Source organism: Paraburkholderia sp. D15 (genome assembly GCF_029910215.1).
In the GTDB taxonomy this organism is placed as follows: domain Bacteria; phylum Pseudomonadota; class Gammaproteobacteria; order Burkholderiales; family Burkholderiaceae; genus Paraburkholderia.
Window position 1 is genome coordinate 164,376 of the sequence record NZ_CP110395.1, and the last position, 26,014, is coordinate 190,389.

Genomic DNA, 26,014 nt, shown 5'->3' on the forward strand with positions numbered 1-26,014 from the left:
GGACGGCAGGCGGCAAGACGGGCGAGGCCGCGCAAAGGCCCTTCAAATGCCCTCGACGGCCGTTCAACGACCGCTCAATACACGCTCGGCTCGCCCGGCGGCCGGGTCTTGAAGCGCTTGTGCACCCAGTAGTACTGCTCGGGCATCAACGGAATGTGCTGTTCGAGGAATTCGTTCATGCGACGCGCGTCCGCGTCGTCGTCGCCGGTCGGGTAGTTGTCCCACGGCTTGAAGACTTTCAGCCGGTAACCCTTGTAGTTCGGCAGCACCTCGCCGATGAACGGCACGACCTGCGCGTGGCCGACCTTCGCGAGACGGCCCACGGCGGTCAGCGTGCAGGTCGGCACGCCGAAGAACGGCACGAAGGTCGAATTGCGCGCGCCGTAGTCCATGTCCGCGCCAAGCATGACCGGCTTGCGCTCGCGCAGCCAGCGCAGCACGATGCGCGCGCTGTCGGCGCGGCTCGCCATGTCCGCGCCGAAACGGCCGCGGGCGGTTTTAGCCACTTCTTCGAGTTCGGGGTTCGACATCGGCTGGTAGAGCGAACCACATTGGCGATCGAGGGCGTAGTTCAGAAAAATCGACCCGGCTTCGATCCCGACAAAATGAAAGCCGAGCAGCAGCGTAGGCGGCATGTCGGGGTCGGTGAGATCGACTTCGCTGTCGACCACGATCAGCTTCTCCAGCTTCTTCGCCGAGCCGAACCACTGGACGCTGCGCTCCAGATAGCTGCGAATCGCGTGCCGGAAGTGCTTGCCGGCCACTTCTTCGCGGCGCTCGTCGCTCCACTCGGGAAAGCACAACTTCAGGTTGATGTGGACGATGCGTTTGCGCTTGCTCGGAATCTGGTAGAGCAGCCAGCCGAGCCCGTCGCCGAGACGCGCGATCAGGCCGTACGGCAACAGCGCAAACAGTTTCAGCAGCGCGATGGCGAGTTTGGTGGCGTACCGGCTTAGCATGCCGATTCTCCAGATGAGGCGCGGCACCGGACGGATTTCAGGAAAGCGGAAGAGTTGACGTAATACGGCACTCGTAGACACTCGGTGACAATCTTGGGAAGTCGCTATAATAATGGCTTCGCCGAGTTAATAGACAACTTGCGGGGCGAAGCTGGCAGGTGCGGTCCACGTGGTTTCACGCGGTTCGAGCCGGTCAGTAAGGTAATCCGCTAAAGCGTCGCCGCTTCAAGGCTCCCGAAGCTGGCTACGTGAAACTCAACCGTAACCACACAACAGGAGTCTGCAACGTGGCAAACGACTATCTCTTCACTTCCGAATCCGTTTCCGAAGGCCATCCCGACAAAGTCGCGGATCAGATCTCGGATGCGATCCTCGACGCCATCCTGACGCAAGACAAATATTCGCGCGTTGCCGCGGAAACGCTTTGCAATACGGGTCTCGTCGTGCTGGCCGGTGAAATCACCACCACCGCGAACGTCGACTACATCCAGGTCGCGCGCAATACGATCAAGCGCATCGGCTACGACAACACCGATTACGGCATCGACTACCGCGGCTGCGCGGTGCTGGTCGCGTACGACAAGCAATCGCCGGACATCGCGCAGGGCGTGGACCGCGCGCACGACAACAACCTCGATCAAGGCGCGGGCGACCAGGGCCTGATGTTCGGCTTCGCGTGCGAGGAAACGCCGGAACTGATGCCGCTGCCGATCCACCTGTCGCACCGTCTGGTCGAGCGCCAGGCGAATCTGCGCCGCGACGGCCGTCTGCCCTGGCTGCGCCCGGACGCGAAGTCGCAGGTCACCGTGCGTTATGTCGACGGCAAGCCGCATTCCATCGACACCGTCGTGCTGTCCACCCAGCACTCGCCGGACATCGATCTGGCCACGCTGCGCGAAGCCGTGATCGAGGAAGTCATCAAGCCGACGCTGCCGGCCGATCTGATCAAGGGCGACATCAAGTTCCTGGTCAACCCGACCGGGCGTTTCGTGATCGGCGGTCCGCAAGGCGATTGCGGTCTGACCGGCCGCAAGATCATCGTCGATACGTACGGTGGCGCGGCGCCGCACGGCGGTGGCGCGTTCTCGGGCAAGGATCCGTCGAAGGTCGATCGTTCGGCTGCGTATGCGGGCCGTTACGTCGCGAAGAACATCGTGGCCGCCGGCCTCGCGTCGCGCTGCCTGATCCAGGTGTCGTACGCGATCGGCGTCGCCCAGCCGACTTCGGTGATGGTCAACACGTTCGGCACGGGCCGCGTGTCGGATGCGACGATCACGCGTCTGGTGCAGGAACACTTCGATCTGCGTCCGAAGGGCATCATCCAGATGCTCGACCTGCTGCGTCCGATCTACGAGAAGAGCGCGGCGTATGGCCACTTCGGCCGCGAAGAGCCGGAATTCACGTGGGAAGCCACGGACAAGGCGTTGGCGCTGGCCGAAGCGGCCGGCACGGAACCGGTGGCTGCGCTGGCTGAATAAGCGCCGACGGTTCGCTGCTGTAAAGAAAAACCCCGCCCGTGCGTCGATGCACGGGCGGGGTTTTTCGTTTTGGGGCAGTCAATGCGCTGCGGCGCGAGTTTCGCAATAGCAGCGCGTTACCGGGCCGTGTCTGTCGCGAGTCGCGGACGGGTCGCTTACCGCGTCTTACCGGCTGGCGAACGCAAACGCGAACCAGCCGGTGCTGCCGTTGATCGACATGCGGCGCGGACGCCGGCTCGTGTTCTGCGGCGCGGCGAGTTGCGGACGCCGCGGGGCGGCGAGGCGTTGCGGCGTCGGCTTGCGCAGCAGCGTGCGCAGCGAGAAGCGGCGCGAACTGCCATGCAGACGCAGGGCGGAAAAGAAGGTGTGAAACCACGTGCGGATGCCGTCGACGGCCCTGGCATCGCGCCATTGCTCGCCGAGCGCGCGGGTGCGCGTGGCGTGGTGACGCAGCGCGCTCACCACATGGCGGCGTGCCGGACGCGCCGCTTTGAGTGCGGCGCGGGTGAGGCGGGTATTCAAAAGAGTGTGCATGGCTTCAGAGTGGGGCAACGTGTCGCGCGACGAATGGTGCGCCTGTCGCAGCAGCAAATGTGCCAATGACAGGTTCGCAAAGCGCGGCATGAACGCCGGGAATTCGATCGGAGAAAAAACGCGGAGTGCGCAGGCCGCCGGGAGCGGCGCTGACGGCCAGTATGCGGCGCATGAGCGCGGGAATGGCGTTAAACATGTATGCAGGCTACACGTGATTCATGACGTCAGAAAGTCGGTTTTTACCCTGCGAATCGGGGTTTTTACGGAGAACGGCCATGGTGCGCACCACGCGGGGTCGCGCCCTTTGCGACCGGTTATCGTGCGCGTTTGCCCGGTTGATGTGCGGGCAGTTTGATGTGTGGACTGCGGACAAATGGCCGCCGGAGAAATTGATGCATTTCGGATCCATGGCAAGTAGACGGGTTAATCAAGGCGCATCTTTATTCATTTTTTCAGTGATGCCTTGATGCTCCAGGCTTGCTCGTGAGGTAAATCGTCTGACTTAAGTTTATGATCACGCTCGAAGATTTACTAAACGAGTTGCTTGAAATTTACCTGTACGTTTCTTCGTCACTTTCAACGGAGGAAGAATGCCTTACGTAGCGAATCTTGCCGTGGCCAACGCGCTGAAAGGGCAACTTGTTGGCGATGGCCAATGTGTGTCGTTCGTCCACGAAGTGGTATCCATACCGGCTTCCTCACTCTGGAACCAGGGGGATCTCGTGAAGGGCTCCAGTTCGATAGCGCCCGGGACTGTCATCGCAACTTTCGATTCCAACGGGCGATATGGGAATCACACGGATGGGCGTAGCCACGCCGCGATCTATCTTGGACAAAACGAAACTGGCATTCGTGTTCTGGATCAATGGAATGGACACACGCAGCAGCCTGTACACGAGAGGACCATCCGATTCAGAAATGGACATGGCCCCAAAGTGAACGACGGAGATCAATTCTATGTGGTCCGTTAAGGCAATTTCCATGACGCTGTGTCTTGGTGCGATGAGCGTGTCCGCCACCGCACGGGTCGTATGTCCTGCCAGCGTGGTGGATGTCGGTACGCGACACGCGTTGATCAACGCGTCGTTGTTCGACGGGCCTCCAGAGCAGGAGGCTGATCTGGTTCCCGAACCTGCCGGGCGAGTGGATCGCTGGAATCTGGACGGCGTCGACCCCTATCTTGTCTGTAAATACAAGAACACGGCAAAGACGATCACGCTCCACGCGCCAACGCAGAAAGTCTGCGAGGCGGGAAATAAACCGTTCCAGGCGTATTGCCGCTGAATTGGCGATCGAAGTCGCGTCCCACAGCGCATGTCGGCAACACGCCGATATGCGCGCAGCGATAATCAACGCCCGAAAATCGACACTGAAAAAATCCCCCGATTTCTCGTTCGGGTCGGCGAGCTTTAAGTCGAAATTTTCTTGACCTCGATCATCCTCCCCGCCACGCTCCGCAATTCCCGCTTTCCCTACGCGTTCCCGCTTGCCGAAACCGCGCGCAGTCCGATCGCGCCCGTTTTACAATCGAGCATCAGCTAGTCGACAGTAACGGAACACCATGTCACTCCATTCGAAGAAAGAGCAGATTCAGACGTTGCGGGAGCAAGGTTTTGTCGTCGTGCCCGGTTTGGTGTCGCCCGAACGTTGCGCCGAATTGAAACAGCTTGCGGTGCAGCAGTTGCACGAAGCGGCCACGCCGATCGAGTTCGAAGCGGATCTGAAATATCCCGGCGCGCCGAGTTCGAGGCAGGCGGCGGGCGGTCATACGGTGCGTCGGCTGCTGGATGCGTATGGTCGCGCGCCGGCCTTCGCGCAGTGGGCGACCGCGCCGGAAATTCGCGGCTGGATGGAATTGTACTTTGGCGAAGCGCCGCGTCTTTCGCGCGCGCATCACAACTGCATGATGACCAAGCATCCGGCGTACGGCAGTCTGACCGGCTGGCATCGCGACGTGCGCTACTGGTCGTTCGAGCGCGACGATCTGGTGTCGGTGTGGCTCGCGCTTGGCGATGAAACCGTCGACAACGGCGCGCTATGGCTGGTGCCGAAGTCGCATGACGCGCCGTTTACGTCCGATCGTTTCGACGAGGCCAAGTTTTTCCGCTCGGACCTCGACGACAACCAGGCCTGGATTCGTACCGCCGTTTCGCCCACGCTCAAGGCCGGCGACGTGGTGTTTTTCCACTGCAACACGCTGCATTCGGCGGGCAAGAACCTGAGCGATCAAGTGAAGTTCTCGCTGGTGTACACCTATCACGGCGCGAGCAACGTGCCGTTGCCGGGCACCCGCTCGGCCGCCAAGCCTGAAGTGGCGTTCTGACTGGAACTCGCGGCGTAAGGCCGCGAGATTTGCCTTTACCGTTTGCGCCCCGACAACGCCACGCCGGTCAGCCCCGCGATCGTGGCCACCACGCCGGCGACGATCAGCATGATTGCCTTGTTGGTCGGCGAACCGGTGAACACGCGCGAGACGTCGCTGCTCACCGAGTTGAACGCCTGTCCGCCGAAATACAGCAGCACGATGCCGCCGACAATCAGCGCGATGGAAATCGCCTTTGCCATCCCCTTCTCCCGTCTGTCTGGATTCTGAACCGCGCAGAGTGTAGGGTAGCCGCAAGCAATCGTCCATCCCGCAGCCGTCCCGCCAGCATCCCGTGTTCATCCGCATAACGCGTGTCTGCAAGGTTCACATCGATTGGCTAACATAGCGGACTAGCCGCACATAACCACGCATCGAGCGGATTTCCTTTACAGCATTGATGCGGCTCATCCAGCACCACCGCCTCCCGCAGCAAGTGATTGCCTCACGCCCGCACTGGTTGGGCAACCTCAACTTCAAGGACACAAGCAATGGCTTACGAAGCAGCTTCAGAACGCTATTCGGACATGCAGTACCGCGTCTGCGGCAAGTCGGGTCTCAAACTGCCGGCGCTCTCCATCGGTCTGTGGCACAACTTCGGCGACACCACGCCGATCTCCACGCAGCGCGACATTCTGCGCACCGCCTTCGATCTCGGCATTACCCACTTCGACCTCGCCAACAACTACGGGCCGCCGTACGGTAGCGCCGAAACCAACTTCGGCCGTCTGTTCAAGGACGACTTCAAACCGTACCGCGACGAGCTGCTGATTTCGTCGAAGGCAGGTTGGGACATGTGGCCGGGTCCGTACGGCCAGGGCGGCGGCTCGCGCAAATACGTGCTCGCGAGTCTCGACCAGAGCCTGCAACGCATGGGCCTCGACTACGTCGATATTTTCTATTCGCATCGTTTCGATGCGGACACGCCGCTGGAAGAAACCGCGGGTGCGCTGGCGACCGCCGTGCAGCAAGGCAAGGCGCTCTACATCGGCATTTCGTCGTATTCGGCCGGCAAGACGCTTGAAATGGCGAAGCTGCTCGCCGAATACAAGGTGCCGCTGCTGATCCACCAACCGGCGTACAACATGCTCAACCGCTGGATCGAGCACGAGTTGCTGGACACGCTGGAAAAGACCGGCACGGGTGCGATCGCGTTCACGCCGCTCGCGCAGGGTTTGCTGACAGGCAAGTATCTGAACGGCGTGCCGCAGGACGCGCGCGTGAACAAAGCGGGCGGCGGCTCGTTGAAGCAGGAGCATTTGAGCGAGCAGAACATCGAGCACGTGCGCAAGCTCAACGACATCGCGCAGCGGCGCGGACAAAGTCTTGCGCAGATGGCGCTGGCGTGGGCGCTGCGCGATCCGCGCGTGACCTCGGTGCTGATCGGCGCGAGCCGCGCGGAGCAGGTGCGCGAGAACGTCGGCGCGCTGAAGAACCTCGCGTTCTCGAAGGACGAACTCGCGGAAATCGATCGTTATGCGACCGAAGGCGGCATCAACCTGTGGGAAAAACCGTCGACGGATCAGGCGATCTGATCCCCCGGCACGCCGGCGTGACCCCGTCGGCGTAACCAGAAAAGCCGCCCATGGCGTTGGCCCATGTGGCGGCTTTTTCGTTGTTGCGGCGCTAGACCAGCGCCGGCAAACCTTCGACCAGGACGACGGCGAACACCACGCCGATCAGCGCGCCGATCACGCGCAGCACGTTGTGCCGGAACTCCGTCTTGCACGGCAACGCGCCGACGAACAGGGCGCCGGCCAGCGCCATCGGAATCACCAGGATGAAATCGCCGATCGTGAAGTAGGTCGTCATAGTCGTCTCCTTATCTGATACTGGCGAAGGCAGGCGCCCCGTTTATTGGCATCGCGCGGCTGCCTTGCGAGTTTCGAGTATAGGAGACGGTTAGACCAACATAACATCGTCATGCGGCGCCGCAGCGGCTATTCGCAAGGCGCTGAAGCCGATCCATCTAGGCGCGCCGCGATTGGTGCAACGCGGCAAGTAGGGCGAAAACAGTGAAGCGGATGCTTACACTGGCCTTACTTTTCGATGCGGGTTGATTCGACGCGAAGCGCGCAGGCTGTGGATCGAGCTCGAATTTGAACCGCTACGCGGACCGTTATCCGGACCATTATCCGGCGCACTCAGCTTTCCGCTTCCTGCCGCCGCAAGCGAAGCGCCGCGAGCAAACCGATCACGAGCAGCACCGCCACCAATCCCGCGACGCCGTTCCATCCATAGTCCGCCCAGATGTGTCCGCCATACGAGCCGACCACGCTGGAGCCGATGTAATACGCGAGCAGATACAACGCGGCGGCCTGGCCCTTCGCTTCCTTCGCGAGTCGCCCGACCCAGCCGCTCGCGACCGCGTGTCCGGCGAAGAAGCCGAAGGTCACGCAGGCAATGCCAGCCGCAATCGCGGCGAGCGGATGCAACAGCGTGAGCGCGAGGCCCAACGCCATCAGCAGCAAGCTCGCGGACAGCACGCGCGCGCGGCCGAATGCATCGGCCATGCGGCCCGACCATGGCGACGCCACCACGCCCGTCAGATACACGACGAAAATCGCGCCGATTTCCGTCTGGCTCAAACGATAGGGCGGCGCGAGCAGGCGGTAGCCGATGTAGTTGTACAGCGTGACGAAACTGCCCATCAGCACGAAGCCGAGCAGGAACAGCAGCGGCAAGCCGGGACGCGTGAACTGCCTGAGCAGCGCGCTGCGATGGTGGCCGAAGCCGAGTCCCCGGCGCGGCACGAAATGACGCGACGGCGGCAGCAGCGCGCGAAACGCGAGCATCGACAGCAAACCGAGTACGCCGATCGTGCCGATCGCGACGCGCCATGAAAACAGATCTGCGACGACGCCGGTAATCACCCGCCCCGCCATGCCGCCGATCGCCGTGCCGCCGACATACAACCCCATCGCGAGACCGAGGCCATCGGGGTGCACTTCCTCGGCGAGGTAGGCCATCGCGACGGCCGGCACGCCGCCGAGCGCGAGCCCTTCGAGCGTGCGCAGCACCAGCAGTTGATGCCAGTGCGGCGTGATCGAGACGCCGACGGTGAGCAGCGCCGAGACGGTGAGCGATAGCGTCATCAGCTTGTGACGGCTCCAGCCTTCCGACACGAACCCGGCGACGAAAATCGCCAGCGCGAGCGCGGCGGTCGTCACCGAGAGCGACAGGCTGCTCTGCGCGGGCGTGACATCGAAGGCGGCGGAGAACGACGGCAGCAGCGGCTGCACGCAGTACATCAGCGAAAAGGTCGCGTAGCCGGCGAACAGCAGCGCAATGCTGGCGCGCCAGTAAGCGCGGGTGCCGCGTTCGAGATAAAGGAGGGCGGAGGCATCGGCCGCAGCCGACGCGCTTGCTGAGACGGGTGAAACAGGATCAGCCGATGGAGCAGTCCGGTGGGATTCCGGCGGCGCGTTCACGAAACATTCTCCTTGGCAACGCGGGTGAGTCGAAGCAGTTAAGGATACGCTGAAAAGGGCGCGCGAGTCGGCGAGGAGGGCAACCGCGGCAACCCCCGCGCGCTTTTTACAGCCCGCTAACCGTGCGCCGCGGCCTCGCTCGCGGGCGTTGCCGGGTGCACGATCTGTTCGCCGGTCGGCAATGCCGACACATCCCAGCCGCCGCCCAGCGCCTTGATCAACGCAACGCTGGCGGCCATCCGCCGGCGCGCGATCGACACCGCGTTGCGCTCGTTGGTCAGCGCGGTGGTCTGCGCGACCACCACGTCGAGATAGGTGATCGCGCCGTTTTTGTAGCGATTCGACACGACCGCGAGCGCACGCTGCGCGGCGGCGACGGCGTCGTCCTGCGCGGCGGCTTCCTGTTCGAGCACACGTAGCGCGGCGAGGTTGTCCTCGACCTCGCCGAACGCGCTCAGCACCGTCTGCCGGTATTGCGCGACGCTTTCGTCGTAGTGCGCCTGGGCCTGTTCCTTGACGGCGGCGCGTCCGCCGAAGTCGAGCAGCGTGCCCGCGAGCGCCGGGCCGAGCGACCACAGACGGCTCGGCGCGACGAGCCACTGGCTGTAGTTGGTCGCTTCGAGGCCGCCGGTCACCGACAGAATCAGACTGGGGAAAAACGCCGCGGTCGCGACGCCGATCTGCGCATTCATATCGGCGATGTGGCGCTCCGCCGCCGCGATGTCGGGGCGACGTTCGAGCAAGGCCGACGGCACGCCCGCCGCCGCGACGACCGGGATCGCGACGAGCGGCGCGACCGGCAACGAAAACGTCGACGGCGTCTGACCGGTCAGAATCGCAATCGCATGGTCGAGCTGCGCGCGCTGCACGCCGAGATCGAGCGCCTGCGCCTGGGTGGTCTTCAGTTGCGTTTGCGCCTGGGCGACGTCGGCGTCGGTGGCGATGCCGCCCGCGTAGCGGTGCTGCGTCAGATCGAGCGCTTCCGTGTAGGCCTTGATCGTATCGTCGAGCAACTGGCGCTCGCGATCGATGCCGCGCAACTCGAAGTAGTCGGTCGCGAGTTCGGCCTGCATCGACAGCAGCACGGCCTGAACGTCGGCGGCGCTGGCCTGCGCCTCGGCCTTCGCGCCTTCGACGCTGCGCGACACGCGGCCCCACAGATCGGGTTCCCACGACGCGTCGGCCTGCACGAGGTAGTCGTTCAGCGCCAGACCGGCGGTCGATTTGTGCAGCACGTTGCTCGACGTCCGCGCGCGCGAATAGTCGCCGTTCGCGCTGACGATCGGGAAGTAGGTGGACCGGTATTGCGCGACCGTTGCGCGGGCGGCGCGAAAGCGCGCCTGCGCGGCCTGCACGTTCTGGTTCGCGCCGGCGACCTGCTGTTCGAGCGCGTCGAGCGCGGGGTCGGCGTAGACGTTCCACCAGGCGCCGCGCGCGAGCGTGTCGGCGGGTTGCGCGGGCATCCAGCCGCTGCCTTCCAGTTCCTTGTAGGTCGCGGCGGCGGTGGCCGGTGGTTTGACGTAGTCGGGGCCGACCGTGCAGGCGGCGAGCGAGCAGGCCAGCGCGAACGCCAGGGCTGCGTGGCATGCGGGCGTGCGTCCACGCGCCGGTGCGCAGCGATTGCGGCGCGCCGGAGCCGAATTAGTTGGCGCGCGCATCACGATGCGCTCGCCGGGCGCGGCGCGGCGGGTGTTTTATCCGCGGCCTTCTCCGACGCGTTCGCCGCCGATGCCGACGCCGGTGCCGATCCACCCGCGCCACCTTCCGCCTTGCGCTGCACGACGCGCACCGGCGCGCCATCCACGATCGAGTCCTGCGGATTCAGAATCACCCGCTCATCGCCATGCAATCCCGACGCCACCGCCACGCGCGTCCCGAAGTCCGTACCCAGCGACACCGGCAGCAGCTTCACCTTCTGCTGCGCATCCACCGTGGCGACCTTCACGCCGTCCGGCCGGAACAGAAACGCATTGCCCGGCAACGTGAACGGCGCGGCGCCCGTGCCCAACGCGAAATGCACCTGCGCGTACGCGCCCGGCAACAAGTCGCCGTTGCGATTGTCGACGCCCACTTCGACGAGCATGGTGCGCTGTTGCGGATCGACGGCGCCGGCGGTGCGCGCGACCGTGCCGGGATAGTGTTTCGACGGCGCCTCGGTCAGCGTGAGAAACGCGCTTTGTTGCGCGCGCACCTGTTGCGCGTAGGCCTGCGGCACGTTCACGTAGACCCGCAAGCGGTCCGCCTGCGCGACATGAAACAGCTCCTTCGCGGGGCCGCCCGCGCTGCCCGCATCGATCAGCGCGCCGACGTCCACGTTGCGCGCGGTCACGATACCGTCGAACGGCGCATAGACCTTCTGGAACGACTGCGTCTTCTCCAGACGCGCGACGTTAAAGCGCGCGGCATCCAGCGTGCCTTTCTTGGCGAGCATGTCGCCGACTTTCTCGTCGGTTTCCTGCTTCGACACCGACTTGCTCTTCAGCATGTCGGTCCAGCGGTCGGCGGTGCTTTTCGCGAGCGCGTAGTTGGCCTCGGCGTTGGCGAGATCGGCGCGCGCGGCGCGCAGTTGATCGTCCACCTCAGGCGTGTCGATCTCGGCGAGCAACTGGCCGCGCTTCACTTGCGCGCCGATATCCGCATACCACTTCTTCAGGTAGCCGTTGGTGCGTGCATAGATCGGCGTGTCGAGAAAGGCCTGCACGTTGCCCGGCAAGACGAGATCGAGACCGGCGGTCGACTTCTGCGGACGCACCACTTCCACGCTCGTCTGACTCGCGTGCTCCGCGTCGCGTTCGAGCGCCGCGTGCGCATCGTGGCGCGACCAGATGCCCTGCGCGGCGAGCGCGATGACGGCGAGGGTCACCGCCGTCGTGATCCAGCGCGCGCGTTTGCGCTTGCCCGGATCGTGCGCGTGGTCTGAACCGTCTGGACGGTGAGCTTCCATCAAACTTCCCCTGTGAAGATGCGTGGGCGGTCGACGCCGCCTTGTGACTGGCCTGTGCGATTCGCGCCGTTCATCATGGTTTCTGCACCACGTGTTCGGCCGAGCGCAGACGCCGTGCCGCGAGCCGCCGGTAGATCATCGAGAACACCACCGGCACGAAGATCAGCGTGGCCAGCGTGCCGATCGTCAGACCGCCGATCACCGCGCGGCCGAGCGGCGCGTTCTGCTCGCCGCCTTCGCCGAGGCCGATCGCCATCGGCACCATGCCGATCACCATCGCGAGCGCGGTCATCAGCACCGGACGGAAGCGCGTGAAGCCCGCCTCGATCGCCGCGCGCGTCGCGTCGCCGTGTTCGAGCAGACGCTCGCGCGCGAAGCTGATCACGAGAATCGAGTTGGCGGTGGCGATGCCGATACACATGATCGCGCCGGTCAGCGCGGGAATCGACAGCGTGGTGTGCGTGAGGAACAGCATCCACACGATGCCCGCGAGCGCGCCGGGCAACGCGGTGATGATGATGAACGGATCGAGCCACGACTGGAAATTCACCACGATCAGCAGATACACCAGCAGGATCGCGAACACGAGGCCGGCGAACAGGCCCGAGAACGAATCGTTCATGGTCTGCACCTGGCCGCGTACCTCGATGGTCGAGGTTTTGGGGAGATCGGCTTTGGCGTCGTCGATGATCTTGCGGATGTCGTCCGATACGCCGCCGAGATCGCGGCCATCCGCGGTGCCGTAAATGTCGATGGTGGTCTGCGCGTTGTAGTGGTTCAGCGTCGCGTTGCCGGCCTCGCGTTTCATGGTGGCGAGCGAGCCGAGAATATTGCTGCGGCCGTTCGCGTTCAGCGGAATGTTGGCGAGCGATTGCAGCGAATCGATCGTGTATTGCGGCGCTTCCGTGATCACGTTGTAGCTCACGCCGTTGCGCGGATTGAGCCAGAACGTCGGCGTGGTCTGCTGGCTGCCCGACAGCGTGATCAGCAGATTGCTCGCGATATCGCGCTGCGAGAAGCCGGCCTGCTGCGCGCGCGTGCGGTCCACGTCGATGAAGATACGCGGCAGGTCGGCGGGCTGCTGGATGCGCGCGTCGACGAGTCCCGGCACCTTGCGCAGACGGTTCAGCAGATTCGCGGCGAACACGCGGTTGCCCGCGACGTCACGGCCGACAATCTGGATATCGATCGGCGACGGCATGCCGAAGTTGAGCGTTTGACTGACGATGTCCGCCGGAAGAAAGGCGAACTGCACGCCGGGGAATTCGTCGGTGAGCGTGCGCCGCAGCGTGCGAACGTAGTCCGCGCTCGGATGGTGATCGGGATTGAGCGTGATCAGCACGTCCGCGTCCGAGGTGCCGATCGTGCCGGTGTTGCTATACGACAGGTTGATGCCCGACACCGGCAGGCCGATGTTGTCGATGATCGAATGCAGCTCGTCCTTCGGGATCAACTGGCGGATACGCGTGTCGACGCGATCGGTGACGACCGCGGTTTCCTCGACGCGCATGCCGGTTTTCGCGCGCAGATGCAACGCGATGGTGCCCGCATCGACGGCGGGAAAGAAGTCGCGGCCGAGGAACGGCATCAATAGCATCGACGCGCCGCAGCACACGAGGAACAGCGTCACGAATAAACCCGGCCGCGCGACCCGTGCTTCGAGAAACACGCGATAGCGCTCGCGAAACCGCGCGAAGCCGCCTTCGAACGCGTAGTGCACACGCATGAACGGATTGCGCGTCTGCGCCGGCGCGTGATGCGAGTCCGCCGGCTTGTGATGGTGACGCAGCAGATATTTCGCGAGCGTCGGCACGAGCGTCCGCGAGAAGAAGTACGACGCGAGCATCGCGAACACCACCGCTTCGGCGAGCGGAATGAACAGGTAATGCGCGACGCCCGTCAGCAGAAACATCGGCACGAACACGATGCAGATGGACAGCGTGGACACCAGCGTCGGAATCGCGATCTGATGCGCGCCGTCGAGAATCGCCTGCTCCAGCGTCTTGCCCTGTTCCAGCTGATGGCTGATGTTCTCGATCGCGACCGTGGCGTCGTCCACCAGAATGCCGACCGCGAGCGCGAGCCCGCCGAGCGTCATGATGTTGATGGTTTCGCCGAGCATCGAGAGGGCGATGATCGAGGTGATCATCGACAGCGGAATCGACACGGCGATGATCAGCGTCGCGCGCCAGTTGCCGAGGAACAGCAGGATCATCAAGCCGGTCAGGCACGCGGCGATCAGCGCCTCGCGCAGCACGCCCTGCACCGAGGCGCGCACGAACAGCGATTGATCGGCGACGGGGTCGATGTTCAGCGACGCGGGCACCAGATTGCGCAGCGTCGGCATCATCTTCTTGATGCGGTCGACGATTTCCAGCGTGGACGTATTGCCGCTTTTGTTGATGGTCAGCAACGCGGCGCGCTGGCCGTTCACGCGCACGATATTGGTCTGCGGCTGGAAACCGTCGCGCACATGCGCGACGTCGCGGATGTACACGGTACCGTTGGCGGTGGATTTGATCGGGATGTTGTTCAGCCCCGCGAGCGAATCGGGACTGCCGTTCATTTCCACCGAGTACTCGGTCGAACCGATTTTCGCGGTGCCCGACGGCAGGATCAGGTTCTGAGCGCTGACCGCGTTGACCACGTCCATTGGCGACAGATTGCGCTCCTGCAGCTTGCGCGAGTCGATATCGACCATGATCTGGCGCTGCTTGCCGCCGTACGGCAAGGGCGCGGACGCGCCGGGCACGGTGGCGAGCTGCGTCTTCAGGAAGTTGTTGCCGAAGTCGTACAGCTCCTGCTCGGTGAGCGAATCGGACGACAGCGCGAGCCGCAGGATCGGCACCGTCGACGCGTTGTAGCGCAGGATGTTCGGCGGCGTGATGCCGGGCGGCAGCGAGCGCAATTGCGTCTGCGACAGCGCGGTGACCTCGGCCAGCGCTTCGTCGATGTTCGCATGCGGCTGGAAAAAGAGCTTGATGACGGCGATGCCGTTCAGCGACGTCGATTCCGTGTGCTCGATATCGTTGACCGCCACCGACAGGCCGCGCTCGTAGTTCAGCACGATGCGCTTTTCCATCTCGTCGGCGGGCAGGCCGTTATACGACCAGATCACCGACAGCACGGGAATGTCGATATTGGGGAAGATGTCGGTCGGCGTGCGCAGAATCGTCAACGGGCCGACGATCAGCAACAGCAGCGCCAGCACGACGAAGGTATAAGGGCGCCGCAGCGCGAGGCGAACGATCCACATGGTCAGCGCCGCCGCTCGAACCGGACGCGGCGCGCCACGCCGCGCATGCAGGCCACGCGGCGGGCGCACTGCGCGCAGTGGCGCAAGCCGTCATGCGCGCCGACGCTTCGCACGCCCCGATTCAGCGGATCATTGTGTGGATGCACGTTTTTGATATCTCCCCCCGGCTGGGTTTATGATGGTCTCGTTACGACGCGCTACGCTGTGCATCATCGGTCCGGCGCGGCGTAATGGGAATAGGGCGAAACGACGGGTAAACAGCCCTGATTTCGCGCTTTCCATGGCCCCGCAAAACGGGAACAATGACTCGAACCTCTCACGCGTCTGACGCGCAAGAATTTGGGTGCGTACGCAACGTTATCGGCGGGGCGGCGTTTTTATTTACCTTGACCGGCGTGAATTGACAAAGCCGGCTATGGGAGAACGGGGAAACATCATGCAAATCGGTTCCATTGTCCGATCGGTGCATATCGCCGTGCCGCAGGGCGCGCGCGGAATCGTCATGCGCATTCTCGGCGACATGGCCATGGTGGCGTGGTATGCCGGCGAGCCCGGCACGTCCAAACATCTGAACACTGAACCCTTTTTCCTCGAAGACTTGATCGACACGGGCGAGCAGGTCCGTCCGTCGAGCGCGCAGATTCATTGACGTGGGGCGAGCCGGGCTCGCTTGCAACTTGTAAGGCGCGCGTGTCACACGCGCGTCGTCTTCGTGGCGCATCGTGAAGCACGGTGCGCGGCGTGCTCGTCTTTGACGGCGGCGCGGCGCACAATGCGGGCATGAACGACGACACTCTCAACTCCCAGGACGGCACGAACCGTGCCGTACCCTTCGCCCGGCTCACGCCGGAAACCGTGCTCGACGCGCTCGACGGCGTGCTCGCCACGGTCGGCGTGCGCACCGACGGCCGCATGCTGCCGCTGAACAGCTACGAAAACCGCGTGTATCAGATCGGCGTGGAAGACGGGCCGCCGGTCGTCGCCAAGTTCTATCGTCCGGAGCGTTGGAGCGACGCGGCGATTCTCGAGGAACACGCGTTTGTCGCGGAGCTTGCCGCGCGCGAAATTCCAGCCGTGCCCGCTCGCGCATTCGAAGGCCGCACGCTGCATAGCTTCGACGGTTTCCGTTTTTCGATCTTCGAGCGTCGTGGCGGCCGCGCGCCGGATCTGGACCGGCGCGATACGCTCGAATGGCTCGGGCGTTTCATCGGCCGCATTCACGCGGTCGGGCAGACGCAGCGATACAACGAACGTCCCACGCTCGACATTCAGACCTTCGGCTACGAGCCGCGTGATTTTCTGCTCGCCCAGCGCTTCGTGCCGGACGATGTACGCATCGCATGGGAAGCCGTGGTCAACCTCGCGCTCGAAGGTGTCGAGCAGGCGTTCGAGCGCGCGGGCGAGATTCGTTTGCTGCGCATGCATGGGGATTGCCATCCGAGCAACGTTCTGTGGACCGACGCGGGTCCGCATTTCGTCGACTTCGACGATAGCCGCATGGGGCCCGCGATTCAGGATTTGTGGTTGCTGCTGCCGGGCGATCGCGTGGAGGCGTCGCGCGCGTTGGCGGACCTGCTCGCCGGTTACGAAGACTTCTGCGACTTCGAGCCGCGCGAACTGCACCTCGTGGAAGCGTTGCGCACGCTGCGGTTGATTCACTATCAGGCGTGGCTCGCGCGTCGCTGGGACGACCCGGCGTTTCCGGCGGCCTTTCCGTGGTTCAACACGCAGCGCTATTGGGAAGACCGCATTCTCGAGTTGCGCGAGCAACTCGGCGCGATACAGGAAGGGCCGCTCTGGCCGGTGTGAGCGCGATCGTTTTCGTGAGCGGCTTGCATGTTCACAGCACGTTCACGTTCACGCTCAGATTCACGTGACCGCCTAGAAACGACATGGCGTTCGCCAGCCCATCAAGGCGCTTGCGACGCCACGCTCGACGATTCCACCAGCGTCGATTTGACGATCACCTCGGCGCGCACGTCGCGGCCGATCGCTTCCATCGCGGGACGCATGCGCGCGAAGTCGTCGGGCGTGCAGACGTCGCTGTCGAAGTGCGTGGCGCCGTCGCGCGACATCGTCACGACGTTGCGGGCCGGATCGAACGCGTACTGCGACTGGAAGTCGACGAAGCGGTCCTGTGTGCGTTTCGCCTCCGGCATGTCGAGCACGTGGAAATTCGCCGGCAGCTCGATGCGCGCGTGTTCGTGCAGCGTGAGGTTGTGGCACACGAACGGCTGCGTGCGCTGACGCTCGCCGAGCCAGTAGCGCGTGTCGGCCTCGAAGCCGCCCGCGAGGCTCGTCAGCGCGGGGATCGATGCCGCCGCGCCCGGCACGACCAGACTCTCCAGCGTGCCCTTCATCGTGATGGTGAGCGGACCGCCGGCGACGTCGAGGTCGCTGGTGGTGAGCGTGGCCGTGCCGCGCAGATTCGCGCTGCGCAACTCGGCCTGGATCGACTCCTCGCGTTGCGCGGGAGTCTGCGTGCGCAACATCGCGCGCGCCTGTTCGGCGGACGCGCCGGCGGCTTCGAGGCGATACGTGAAGCTTGCCGAACCGTCTGCTTCGAGCTTGATCGACAGATCGCTGCTGCGTGTCATCAGCGCGGTGGCGGGCGTATTGGCGAGCACGCCTTCGCCGACCAGCACCGTCGGCCGGTTCATATCCGATGACGGCAGGAAGCCGAACTCCACGTTCGACGCGGTCGAGTCCGCGTACTGCTGCAACTCCGGCAGCCACGTGATCACGTGATTGATGACGCCATAGCCCGGCACGTCGGGCAGCGTGTAGATCGAGCCGTTGCTGATCAGCGCGGGCTCGTTGCGCACGCCGACGGCGTCGAGCAGCGCGCCGTACAACGCGACGTGGTCCTTGCAGTCGCCATAGCGGTTCGCGAGGATTTCGCTCGCGCTGTGCGGCACGACCGCGCCGCGTCCAACGTTGATCGCCACGTAGCGGATGCTCCGGCGCACCCAGTCGTACAGCGTCCTGGCCTTGTCGCGCGTGGTGTGGTCGTGCGCGGTGAGTTGCTGCGCGAGACGCGTGACGGTGGCGTCGCGCGCGCTCGGGTCCGCGGCGGACTCGCGGTACGTCGCGGCGAACGCGGCGTAATTCGGAAACGTGGAGACCATCAGCCGGTCGCCGTACGACACATACGCAATCGAACCACGCTCCAGGCGGCTGAAATGCGCCTTGTCGTAGCGATACTCGTAGCGCGTGCGGCCGTCGCGCGTGACGGGTTGCAGCGCCGTGAAGCCGCGCGCGTCGGCATACAGCGGCTTGTCGGCGGGCAGGTCGTAGATCAGGCGGAAGTTGTGCGTGGGCGCGAGATCGGGTGGCGTGAAGTCGCTGAACTGGCCCGGCACGATGGGTTGCTTCTGCGTCTTGCGATAGGTGAGGTGCACGCGCGCGCCCGGTTCGACGGCGGGGAACACGATCACTTTTTCCTGGATGTCCTGGAACATCGGCGCGTCGAACGAACGCGCTTCCTGCACGTCGCGGATCTGCTCGGACTGCACGTCGTGACGCACGCCGTCGGCGGTCTGCGTGTAGGCCTCGAGAATCTGCACATCCGCCATATTGCGGTTGAACCAGACGTATTGCTGCGCCACGCGCGCGACGCCGGCTTCGTTGTTCACCCGCAGCGTCATCGTGTCGAGCTTCGAGAACGAGCCGTCGGCGTTGACGGTGAACGTCTGCGTTTCGCCTTCGTTCGTGTACGGGTCGTCGAGTTTGACGGGAATGCTCGCGCTCGCGCCATGGACGCCGGCCAGCCAGCCGGCCGATGCCAGCACGAGATAAACCACGGAGGAAAAGCGCATGGCGGGCAGGTATCCGGACGGCGAGGTTGACGGAGGGCTAACGTCCAACTAACGACGGGCTAACGAAATTGCCTGAATGATGTGTACAGCGACCGTCAGTTAGCGTCGTTTTGCGCCGCGCGGATGTCAAGCGCTTGCCACGCGTTTCGATTGAAGAATGCAGGCGACGCAGGCGATGCACGCGACGCACGACACGCCACCCACTACACGCTGCAAGTCGCCCCGCCCGATGCCGCGATTTCCCGCGCGGCCTTCGCGCCTTCCACCTTCAGCAGCGTCGGCAGCGACACGCCGTTCTTCGCGGCCGTCACCTCGGCGAGGATGGACACCGCGATTTCCGGCGGCGTGCGGCTGCCGATATAGATGCCCACCGGCCCATGCAAACGGGCCAGCTCGGAATCGTTCAGATCGAACTCCTTCAGCCGTTCGCGGCGCGCCTGGTTATTGCGCCGCGAGCCGAGCGCGCCGACGTAGAACGCCGGCGTCTTCAATGCCTCCATCAGCGCGAGATCGTCGAGCTTCGGATCGTGCGTGAGCGCAATCACCGCGCAGCGTTCGTCGAGCTTCATGTCGATCACGGTGTCGTCCGGCATGGTGCGCACGATCTTCGTGCCGGGAATGCTCCATTCCTCGGTGTATTCCTCGCGCGGATCGCAGACCGTCACCTGATAGTCGAGCCCCACCGCGATCTGACACAGGTAGCGCGACAGTTGCCCCGCGCCGATCACCAGCATGCGAAAGCGCGGGCCGTGAATGGTCAGCAGGCGTTCGTCGTCGAACGACACGCCGTCCGTCGCGCTGGCGTTGTCGAGGCGCGCCGCGCCGGTCCGCATGTCGAGTTCGCGCGCGACGAGCCGGCCGTCTTCCACCGCGTCGCACAGTTCGGCGATACCGCTTTGCAAGGTGAGCGGTTCCAGCACCAGTTGAATGGTGCCGCCGCAGGGCAGACCGAAGCGATGCGCCTCTTCCGCCGTGATGCCGTACTTCACCGCTTCCGGATGGGTCTGCTCGATACCGCGTTGCCGCACCCGGTCGATCAAATCGTCTTCGATGCAGCCGCCCGAGACCGAGCCGACCACCAGACCGTCGTCGCGCACCGCGAGCATCGCGCCCTCGGGACGCGGCGACGAACCCCACGTCTTCACCACCGTCACCAGTAGCGCGCGATGTCCTTCCTCCAGCCAACGTGCGCTGGATTTCAGGACTTCGAGATCCACGCTGTCCATGATTTCTTCCTCTTTGTTGCGTCGCCGCCGGACGATTCGTCCGCGGCTTCAGTCGATGCCGTATTGTCGCGCGCCGTCGAATCGGCTGCCGGCCCTGCGTTATCGGGGGCCGCATCGGCGCCGGGTTCGGTGTCTGCGCCGACCAGCACGCCGAAGCGCTTGAAAAACTCGCCCGCAATTTTACGCGCCGCGCCGTCCACCAATCGGGAACCGATTTGCGCGAGCTTGCCGCCGACCTGCGCGCTAGCCGTATAGGACAGTTTCGTGGCGTCGTCACCGTCCGCTTCGAGCGTCACGCGCGCGTTGCCCTTGGCGAAACCCGCCGCCCCGCCCTGGCCTTCGAACACGATGGTGTAGGAGGTGGGCGCGTCGATATCGGTGAGCTGCATGCGGCCTTTGAAACGCGCCTTGACCGGGCCGACGGCCGCGCTCAACGCGACCTGATAGGCGTCCTCGCCGTCGGGGTCGATGCTTTCGCAACCGGGGATGCAGGCGCGCAGAATCTCCATGTCGTTCAACGCGTCCCACGTTCGTTGCTGCGCGACGGGCAGCGTGTGGGTCTCGGTCAATTCCATGAGCGTGCTCCTGCGTTGACCCGGGCGGCGACGATAGCACGAGGCGCGCGCGTGAGTTGCGCGAGGTCGTGGCCGAATGCGCTCAGGCTGTCGAGATTGTGAACCGGCCGATGCGCGTCGACATACGGCAGGATCGCCTGCACGCCGCGCGCCTTCGGGGAAAAGCCGCTGAATCGCAGCAGCGGATTGAGCCAGACGATGCGGTGCGCGAAGCGGCGCAGGCGCGCCATTTCGGTGTCGAGCACGTCGATCGCCTGATGGTCGAGGCCGTCCGTCACGAGCAGCACCGTGGCACGTCCGGTCAGCACGCGTCGTGCCCAGCGCCGGTTGAACTCGGCGAGCGCCGCGCCGATGCGTGTGCCGCCCGACCAGTCGAGCACCTGCCCAGTGAGCGTCGCGATCGCCACGTCGGGATCGCGCTCGCGCAGCGCGCGTGTCGCGTTGGTCAGGCGCGTGCCGAACAGGAACACCTGCAGGCGTTCGCGCGACTGCAACAGCGCATGGCAGAAATACAGCACCGCGCGCGAGTAGCTGCTCATCGAGCCGGAGATGTCGAGCAACAGCACGAGCGGCGGTTTGCGTTCCACCCGCGCGCGATATTTCCACACCGTCCAGTCGCCGCCCGCGCGCACCGCGTGCCGCGCGCTCGCGCGCAGGTCCGCGTGCGTGCCGTGCGAGGCGGCCTTCAGACGACGCGTGGGCTCGGTCGCGAGCGGCAGCCGCTGGCCGCGAATCAGGTGGCGCAGCGTGCGCCATTCATCGGCGGAAAGGGTGTCGAAGTCGCGGTGGCGCAGGCGTTCTTCCGCGCTGAAGGTGGCGTGCGCGCGCAGCTCTTGCTGTTCGGTTTCCTGCGGCTTTTTGTGGTGCGGCGATGGCGGCGCGCGTACCGCGAGCGCATCGGCGAGCCGGTTGTTGCGTTTGGGCGGCGGCAGACCGTCGCGGACTTTCGGCAGCAGCAGCGCGCGCAGTTTGCCTTCCCAGTCGGGATCGCGCCAGAACAGCGCGAACGCCGCGTCGAACAGATCGCGTTCGTCGGGCGCGCCGACCAGCGACGCGGCCAGCGCCGCGCGCACGTCGTCGCGGCGGCCGAGGTCGATCCACTGCAAGGCGGCGAGCGCGTCGACGGCTTGCGCGGGCGACATCGGCAAGCCCGCGCCGCGCAGCACGCGCACGAAATGCACGACGTTGCGCGCAAGCGTCGGGAGGGGCGCGAGGGGTACGAGGGGTGGCGTAGCGGTCGGCTGCGTCATGCTGGCGATCCCGGCGCGGCGAGGCACTGCGCGATCTGCGCGGCGTCCACGCGCGTCAGATCGTCCTGATACTTCAGTAGCACGCCCAGCGTGTTCTGCACGGATTGCGGATCGAGTTCGGTCACCGACAGCGCCTCCAGCGCGCGGCACCAGTCGATCGTTTCGGCGATGCCGGGCGCCTTGAACAGATCCATGCCGCGCAGCCGGTGCACGAAATCGACCGCGCGCCGCTGTAATTCCGCCGATGTCCGCGGCGCGCGCGCGGCGACGATCTCCAGCTCGCGATCGCGTTCCGGATAGCCGATCCATTGATACAGGCAGCGCCGCTTCAACGCGTCATGAACTTCGCGCGTGCGGTTGGACGTCATCACGACGAGCGGCGGCTGGGCCGCGCGCACCGTGCCGTACTCGGGAATCGATACCTGGAAGTCCGACAGCAGTTCCAGCAGAAACGCCTCGAAGGGTTCGTCGGCGCGGTCGATCTCGTCGATCAGCAACACGCGGCGCGCGCCGGGCTGCTGCTCGTCCGGCAACAGCGCCTGCAGCAACGGACGCTTCAGCAGGAATTCGCCGCGATACAGCGTGTCGTTGTCCGGACGCTCACCGCTGGCTTCGGCCAGCCGCAGCGCCATGATCTGGCGCGGGTAGTCCCATTCGTAGAGCGCGCTCGCGGTGTCGAGCCCTTCGTAGCATTGCAGCCGCAGCATCGTCGTGCCGAGCATGCCGGCCGCCGCCTTGGCCAGCTCGGTCTTGCCGACGCCCGGCTCGCCTTCGACGAATAGCGGCCGCTCCATGCGCAGCGCGAGATACAGCGCCGTCGCCAGCTCGCGGCTCGCGAAATAGCGCTGGCCGGCGAGTTGCGCGACGGTGTCGTCGATCGAGACGGGTTGCATGGCGGTGGGCCGGCGAGCGTGATGGCGTCGCTATGCGGTTGCCTTCGCGGTTGCCGGCGCGTTTGCCTTAACCACCGCACGCGCCGCGAGCACCGGGATCAGATGCGCGCGGTACTCGGCGCTCGCGTGCATATCGGTGTTCAGATCGGCCGGCGACACCGTCACCGCGCGCGCCGCGTCCGGCGTGAAATCCGCCGACAGCGCGCTTTCCAGCGCCGGCACGCGAAACACCGAAGACGCCGCGCCGGTCACCGCGGCCCGCACGCCGCTCGCGAACTTCGCGACGAACACGCCGACCAGCGCGAAGTGCGAAGCCGGATTGCGGAATTTCTCGTAGGCCGCGCGCTCGGGGACCGGGAACTCGACCGCGACGATCAGCTCGTCGGGCGCCAGCGCCGTCTCGTACATGCCGACGAAAAAGTCGCGCGCGGCAATGCGCCGCCGCTCGGTGACGATGGTCGCGTCCAACGCCATCGCCGCCGCCGGATAGCAGGCGGCGGGATCGTTGTTGGCGAGCGATCCGCCGATCGTGCCGAGCGCGCGCACCTGGCGGTCGCCGATGTGCGCGGCGAGATCCGCGAGCCCTGGCAACACGCGTCGCAAGTCAGCGTGATCCGCGACGTCGGCATGACAGACGGCGGCGCCGATGCTGACTTTCTGCGCGTCGACGCTGACCGTTTTCAGCGCGGGAATGCGCGTGACGTCGATCAATTGCGACGGCTGCGCGAGACGCAGCCGCATGGTGGGCAACAGGCTCTGACCGCCGGCGAGAAATTTCGCGTTGCCGTCGGCGGCGAGGGCGGCGGCGGCCGCTTGAGGGTCCGTCGCGCGTTGATATTCGAATGCGTACATGTCGATGTCTCCGCTCGGGATCTCAAGGGGCCGGTTGGGCCGCGGGTTGGGCTGCCTGGTTTGCCGCGCGGATCGCGGACCACACGCGATGCGGCGTCGCCGGCATTTGCAGGTCGGTCACGCCGAGCGGCGCGAGCGCGTCGAGAATCGCGTTGATCACCGCGGGCGGCGAGCCGATCGCGCCCGCTTCGCCGCAGCCTTTGACGCCGAGCGGATTGTGCGTGCACGGCGTGCCCTTCGCGGTTTCGACGGTGAAGTCCGGCAGATCGGACGCGTGCGGCATCGCGTAGTCCATGTACGAGCCGGACAGCAACTGGCCGCTGTCGTTGTCGTACACGCAGCGCTCCAGCATCGCCTGGCCGATGCCTTGCGCGAGGCCGCCGTGCACCTGGCCGGTGACGATCATCGGATTGATCACGTTGCCGAAATCGTCGACGGCGGTGAATTGCTGGATGCGGCATACACCGGTGTCGGGGTCCACTTCGATCTCGCAGATGTACGCGCCGGCCGGATAGGTGAAGTTGCTCGGATCGTAGAACGCGCTTTCTTCGAGACCCGGTTCGAGCACGTCGAGCGGATAGTTGTGCGGCACGTACGCGGCGAGCGAAATCTCCGCGAAGGCCTTGGTGCGGTCGGTGCCCGCGACGCGGAACAGGCCGTCCTTGAACTCGATGTCTTCCGCCGCGGCTTCGAGCAGGTGCGCGGCGATCTTCTTCGCCTTGCTTTCGATCTTGTCGAGCGCCTTCATGATCGCCGAGCCGCCCACCGCGATCGATCGCGAGCCGTAGGTGCCCATGCCGAACGGAATCCGGCCGGTGTCGCCGTGCACGATCTCGACGCTTTCCAGCGCGATGCCGAGCCGGTCCGCGACCACCTGCGCGAAAGTCGTTTCGTGGCCCTGACCGTGGCTGTGCGAGCCCGTGAAGACGGTCACCGATCCCGTGGGGTGCACGCGGATCTGGCCGACTTCGAACAGACCCGCCCGCGCGCCCAGCGCGCCCGCGATGTTCGAGGGCGCGAGGCCGCACGCCTCGATGTAGCACGAGTAGCCGAGACCGCGCAGCTTGCCGTTCTTCGCCGAGGCTTCGCGGCGCGCGGCGAAGCCCTTGACGTCCGCGAGTTCGAGCGAGCGATCGAGGATCGCGTCGTAGTCGCCGGTGTCGTAGGTGAGGCCGACCGGCGTCGCGTACGGGAACTGGCGGATGAAATTGCGGCGGCGGATTTCCGCGGGATCGAGCTTCATGTCGCGCGCGGCCGTTTCGACCAGACGCTCGACCACGTAAGTCGCTTCCGGACGGCCGGCGCCGCGATAGGCATCGACCGGGACGGTATTCGTGAAGACCGCCTTGACTTCGGCGTAGATCGCGGGCGTCGCGTACTGACCGGCGAGCAGCGTCGCGTACAGGATGGTCGGCACGCTCGACGCGAAGGTCGACAGATACGCGCCCATGTTGGCGATGGTGTGCACGCGCATCGCGAGGAACTTGCCGTCGGCGTCCATCGCGAGTTCGGCTTTCGTGACGTGGTCGCGGCCGTGCGCGTCGGACACGAAGGCTTCCGAGCGCTCGGCGGTCCACTTGACCGGGCGGCGGATTTTCTTCGACGCCCACGTCAGCGCGACGTCTTCCGCGTACAGGAAGATCTTCGAGCCGAAGCCGCCGCCGACGTCCGGCGCGATCACGCGCAGTTTCGACTCCGGCAGCGACAGCACGAAGGCCGCCATCAGCAGGCGTTCCACGTGCGGATTCTGGTTCGCGACGTACAGCGTGTAGCTGTCGTCCTGCACCGAATAGCTCGCGTTGACCGCGCGCGGTTCGATCGCGTTCGGGATCAGGCGGTTGTTGACGATATCGAGCGTGGTGACGTGCGTGGCTTTGGCGAACGCGGCGTCGGTCGCGGCTTTGTCGCCGTGGCCCCAGTTGTAGCAGACGTTGTCCGGCACTTCGTCGTGCACGGCGGGCTGGCCGGAGTCGGACGCGTGCGCGGTATCGACCACGGCGGGCAGCACGTCGTAGTCGACTTCGATCAGTTCGGCGGCGTCTTTCGCGGCCTTGATCGAATCGGCGATCACGAGCGCGACCTGGTCGCCGACGTGGCGCACTTTCGTGTGGGCGATGATCGGATGCGGCGGCTCGTTCATCGGCTTGCCGTCGGTGCTGTGGATCAGCCAGCCGCACGGCAGACCGCCGACGTTGTCGGCTGCCATGTCCGCGCCGGTGAAGATCGCGACCACGCCGGGCGATTGCCTGGCCGCGGTCGTGTCGATGCTGTTGAGCTTCGCGTGCGCGTGCGGCGAGCGCAGGAACACGGCGTAGGTTTGCTGGGGCAGGACGATGTCGTCGGTGTACTGACCGTTGCCGGTGAGGAAACGATAGTCTTCCTTACGTTCGACGGAAGAGCCGATGAGATGCGTGTCGGGTGCGTTCATCGTCGGCT

At 65.0% G+C, this 26,014-nt stretch carries 22 protein-coding genes; 7 read left to right on the top strand and 15 right to left on the bottom strand.

From position 1 onward, the window contains the following. Positions 1 to 74 precede the first annotated feature (74 nt). The gene (locus LFL96_RS00630; protein ID WP_280996998.1) at positions 75 to 959 is read right to left on the bottom strand and encodes a lipid A biosynthesis lauroyl acyltransferase; all 885 of its coding nucleotides are present in this window, start codon (positions 957 to 959) and stop codon (positions 75 to 77) included. Between the two features lie 287 nt (positions 960 to 1,246). On the opposite strand from LFL96_RS00630, the gene metK reads away from it, so the two are divergent. Then, positions 1,247 to 2,437, top strand: coding sequence for a methionine adenosyltransferase (gene metK / locus LFL96_RS00635; RefSeq protein WP_280996999.1), 1,191 nt, complete (start codon positions 1,247 to 1,249; stop codon positions 2,435 to 2,437). A 165-nt stretch (positions 2,438 to 2,602) separates the two neighbouring features. On the opposite strand, the gene LFL96_RS00640 is transcribed toward metK, so the two are convergent. Further along, on the bottom strand, positions 2,603 to 2,971 hold the full coding sequence (locus tag LFL96_RS00640) for a hypothetical protein (protein WP_280997000.1): 369 nt from the start codon (positions 2,969 to 2,971) through the stop codon (positions 2,603 to 2,605). A 590-nt stretch (positions 2,972 to 3,561) separates the two neighbouring features. On the opposite strand from LFL96_RS00640, the gene LFL96_RS00645 reads away from it, so the two are divergent. The 3 genes from LFL96_RS00645 (at position 3,562) to LFL96_RS00655 (ending at position 5,294) form a co-directional block, all read left to right on the top strand. Then, entirely contained in the window at positions 3,562 to 3,942 is a 381-nt protein-coding gene (locus LFL96_RS00645) for a BPSL0067 family protein (RefSeq protein WP_280997001.1), read from the top strand. Beyond that, entirely contained in the window at positions 3,929 to 4,255 is a 327-nt protein-coding gene (locus LFL96_RS00650; RefSeq protein ID WP_280997002.1) for an STY0301 family protein, read from the top strand. The genes LFL96_RS00645 and LFL96_RS00650 overlap by 14 nt, the downstream gene beginning before the upstream one ends. Positions 4,256 to 4,532: 277 nt before the next feature. Next, positions 4,533 to 5,294 (top strand): phytanoyl-CoA dioxygenase family protein, encoded by a 762-nt coding sequence (locus LFL96_RS00655; RefSeq protein WP_280997003.1) that lies wholly within the window; start codon positions 4,533 to 4,535, stop codon positions 5,292 to 5,294. A 35-nt stretch (positions 5,295 to 5,329) separates the two neighbouring features. Here LFL96_RS00655 and LFL96_RS00660 read toward each other — a convergent pair whose 3' ends face one another. Then, on the bottom strand, positions 5,330 to 5,536 hold the full coding sequence (locus tag LFL96_RS00660; RefSeq protein ID WP_280997004.1) for a DUF3185 family protein: 207 nt from the start codon (positions 5,534 to 5,536) through the stop codon (positions 5,330 to 5,332). 288 nt (positions 5,537 to 5,824) lie between these two features. Here LFL96_RS00660 and mgrA point away from each other — a divergent pair, with 288 nt between their 5' ends. Beyond that, positions 5,825 to 6,868: an L-glyceraldehyde 3-phosphate reductase gene (mgrA, locus tag LFL96_RS00665; protein WP_280997005.1), complete on the top strand. Its 1,044-nt coding sequence runs from the start codon at positions 5,825 to 5,827 to the stop codon at positions 6,866 to 6,868. A gap of 91 nt (positions 6,869 to 6,959) precedes the next feature. On the opposite strand, the gene LFL96_RS00670 is transcribed toward mgrA, so the two are convergent. The 5 genes from LFL96_RS00670 to LFL96_RS00690 form a co-directional block, all read right to left on the bottom strand. Next, positions 6,960 to 7,145 (bottom strand): hypothetical protein, encoded by a 186-nt coding sequence (locus LFL96_RS00670; protein ID WP_280997006.1) that lies wholly within the window; start codon positions 7,143 to 7,145, stop codon positions 6,960 to 6,962. Positions 7,146 to 7,477: 332 nt separating this feature from the next. Continuing rightward, a complete protein-coding gene (locus LFL96_RS00675; RefSeq protein ID WP_281000853.1) occupies positions 7,478 to 8,623 on the bottom strand; it encodes an MFS transporter in 1,146 nt (381 codons plus the stop codon). 257 nt (positions 8,624 to 8,880) lie between these two features. Continuing rightward, complete coding sequence (locus LFL96_RS00680; protein ID WP_280997007.1) at positions 8,881 to 10,422, bottom strand: efflux transporter outer membrane subunit; 1,542 nt, start codon at positions 10,420 to 10,422, stop codon at positions 8,881 to 8,883. Then, positions 10,422 to 11,708: an efflux RND transporter periplasmic adaptor subunit gene (locus tag LFL96_RS00685; protein ID WP_280997008.1), complete on the bottom strand. Its 1,287-nt coding sequence runs from the start codon at positions 11,706 to 11,708 to the stop codon at positions 10,422 to 10,424. The genes LFL96_RS00680 and LFL96_RS00685 overlap by 1 nt, the downstream gene beginning before the upstream one ends. A 73-nt stretch (positions 11,709 to 11,781) precedes the next feature. Continuing rightward, the gene (locus LFL96_RS00690) at positions 11,782 to 14,964 is read right to left on the bottom strand and encodes an efflux RND transporter permease subunit (protein WP_280997009.1); all 3,183 of its coding nucleotides are present in this window, start codon (positions 14,962 to 14,964) and stop codon (positions 11,782 to 11,784) included. A gap of 436 nt (positions 14,965 to 15,400) precedes the next feature. Between LFL96_RS00690 and LFL96_RS00695 the strand changes: the two genes are divergently transcribed. After that, positions 15,401 to 15,613, top strand: coding sequence for a hypothetical protein (locus LFL96_RS00695; RefSeq protein ID WP_280997010.1), 213 nt, complete (start codon positions 15,401 to 15,403; stop codon positions 15,611 to 15,613). A 131-nt stretch (positions 15,614 to 15,744) separates the two neighbouring features. Next, positions 15,745 to 16,773, top strand: coding sequence for a serine/threonine protein kinase (locus LFL96_RS00700; RefSeq protein ID WP_280997011.1), 1,029 nt, complete (start codon positions 15,745 to 15,747; stop codon positions 16,771 to 16,773). Between the two features lie 101 nt (positions 16,774 to 16,874). Here the strand turns inward: LFL96_RS00700 and LFL96_RS00705 are convergent, their stop codons facing one another. From LFL96_RS00705 to LFL96_RS00735, 7 genes are all read right to left on the bottom strand, one after another. Next, the gene (locus LFL96_RS00705) at positions 16,875 to 18,782 is read right to left on the bottom strand and encodes a DUF3857 and transglutaminase domain-containing protein (RefSeq protein WP_280997012.1); all 1,908 of its coding nucleotides are present in this window, start codon (positions 18,780 to 18,782) and stop codon (positions 16,875 to 16,877) included. Positions 18,783 to 18,985: 203 nt separating this feature from the next. After that, positions 18,986 to 20,008 carry an XdhC family protein gene (locus tag LFL96_RS00710; RefSeq protein WP_280997013.1) on the bottom strand — a complete coding sequence of 341 codons (1,023 nt, stop codon included), beginning with the start codon at positions 20,006 to 20,008 and terminating at the stop codon, positions 18,986 to 18,988. Continuing rightward, positions 19,981 to 20,583, bottom strand: coding sequence for a carbon monoxide dehydrogenase subunit G (locus tag LFL96_RS00715; protein WP_280997014.1), 603 nt, complete (start codon positions 20,581 to 20,583; stop codon positions 19,981 to 19,983). Before LFL96_RS00715 ends, LFL96_RS00710 begins: the two co-directional genes overlap by 28 nt. Next, positions 20,574 to 21,833 (bottom strand): VWA domain-containing protein, encoded by a 1,260-nt coding sequence (locus LFL96_RS00720; protein ID WP_280997015.1) that lies wholly within the window; start codon positions 21,831 to 21,833, stop codon positions 20,574 to 20,576. Before LFL96_RS00720 ends, LFL96_RS00715 begins: the two co-directional genes overlap by 10 nt. Then, positions 21,830 to 22,726: a MoxR family ATPase gene (locus LFL96_RS00725; protein ID WP_280997016.1), complete on the bottom strand. Its 897-nt coding sequence runs from the start codon at positions 22,724 to 22,726 to the stop codon at positions 21,830 to 21,832. Before LFL96_RS00725 ends, LFL96_RS00720 begins: the two co-directional genes overlap by 4 nt. A 30-nt stretch (positions 22,727 to 22,756) precedes the next feature. After that, positions 22,757 to 23,578, bottom strand: a complete 822-nt coding sequence (locus LFL96_RS00730; RefSeq protein ID WP_280997017.1) for a xanthine dehydrogenase family protein subunit M — start codon at positions 23,576 to 23,578, stop codon at positions 22,757 to 22,759. Between the two features lie 22 nt (positions 23,579 to 23,600). Beyond that, positions 23,601 to 26,006 (bottom strand): xanthine dehydrogenase family protein molybdopterin-binding subunit, encoded by a 2,406-nt coding sequence (locus LFL96_RS00735; protein WP_280997018.1) that lies wholly within the window; start codon positions 26,004 to 26,006, stop codon positions 23,601 to 23,603. Positions 26,007 to 26,014: the final 8 nt, after the last annotated feature.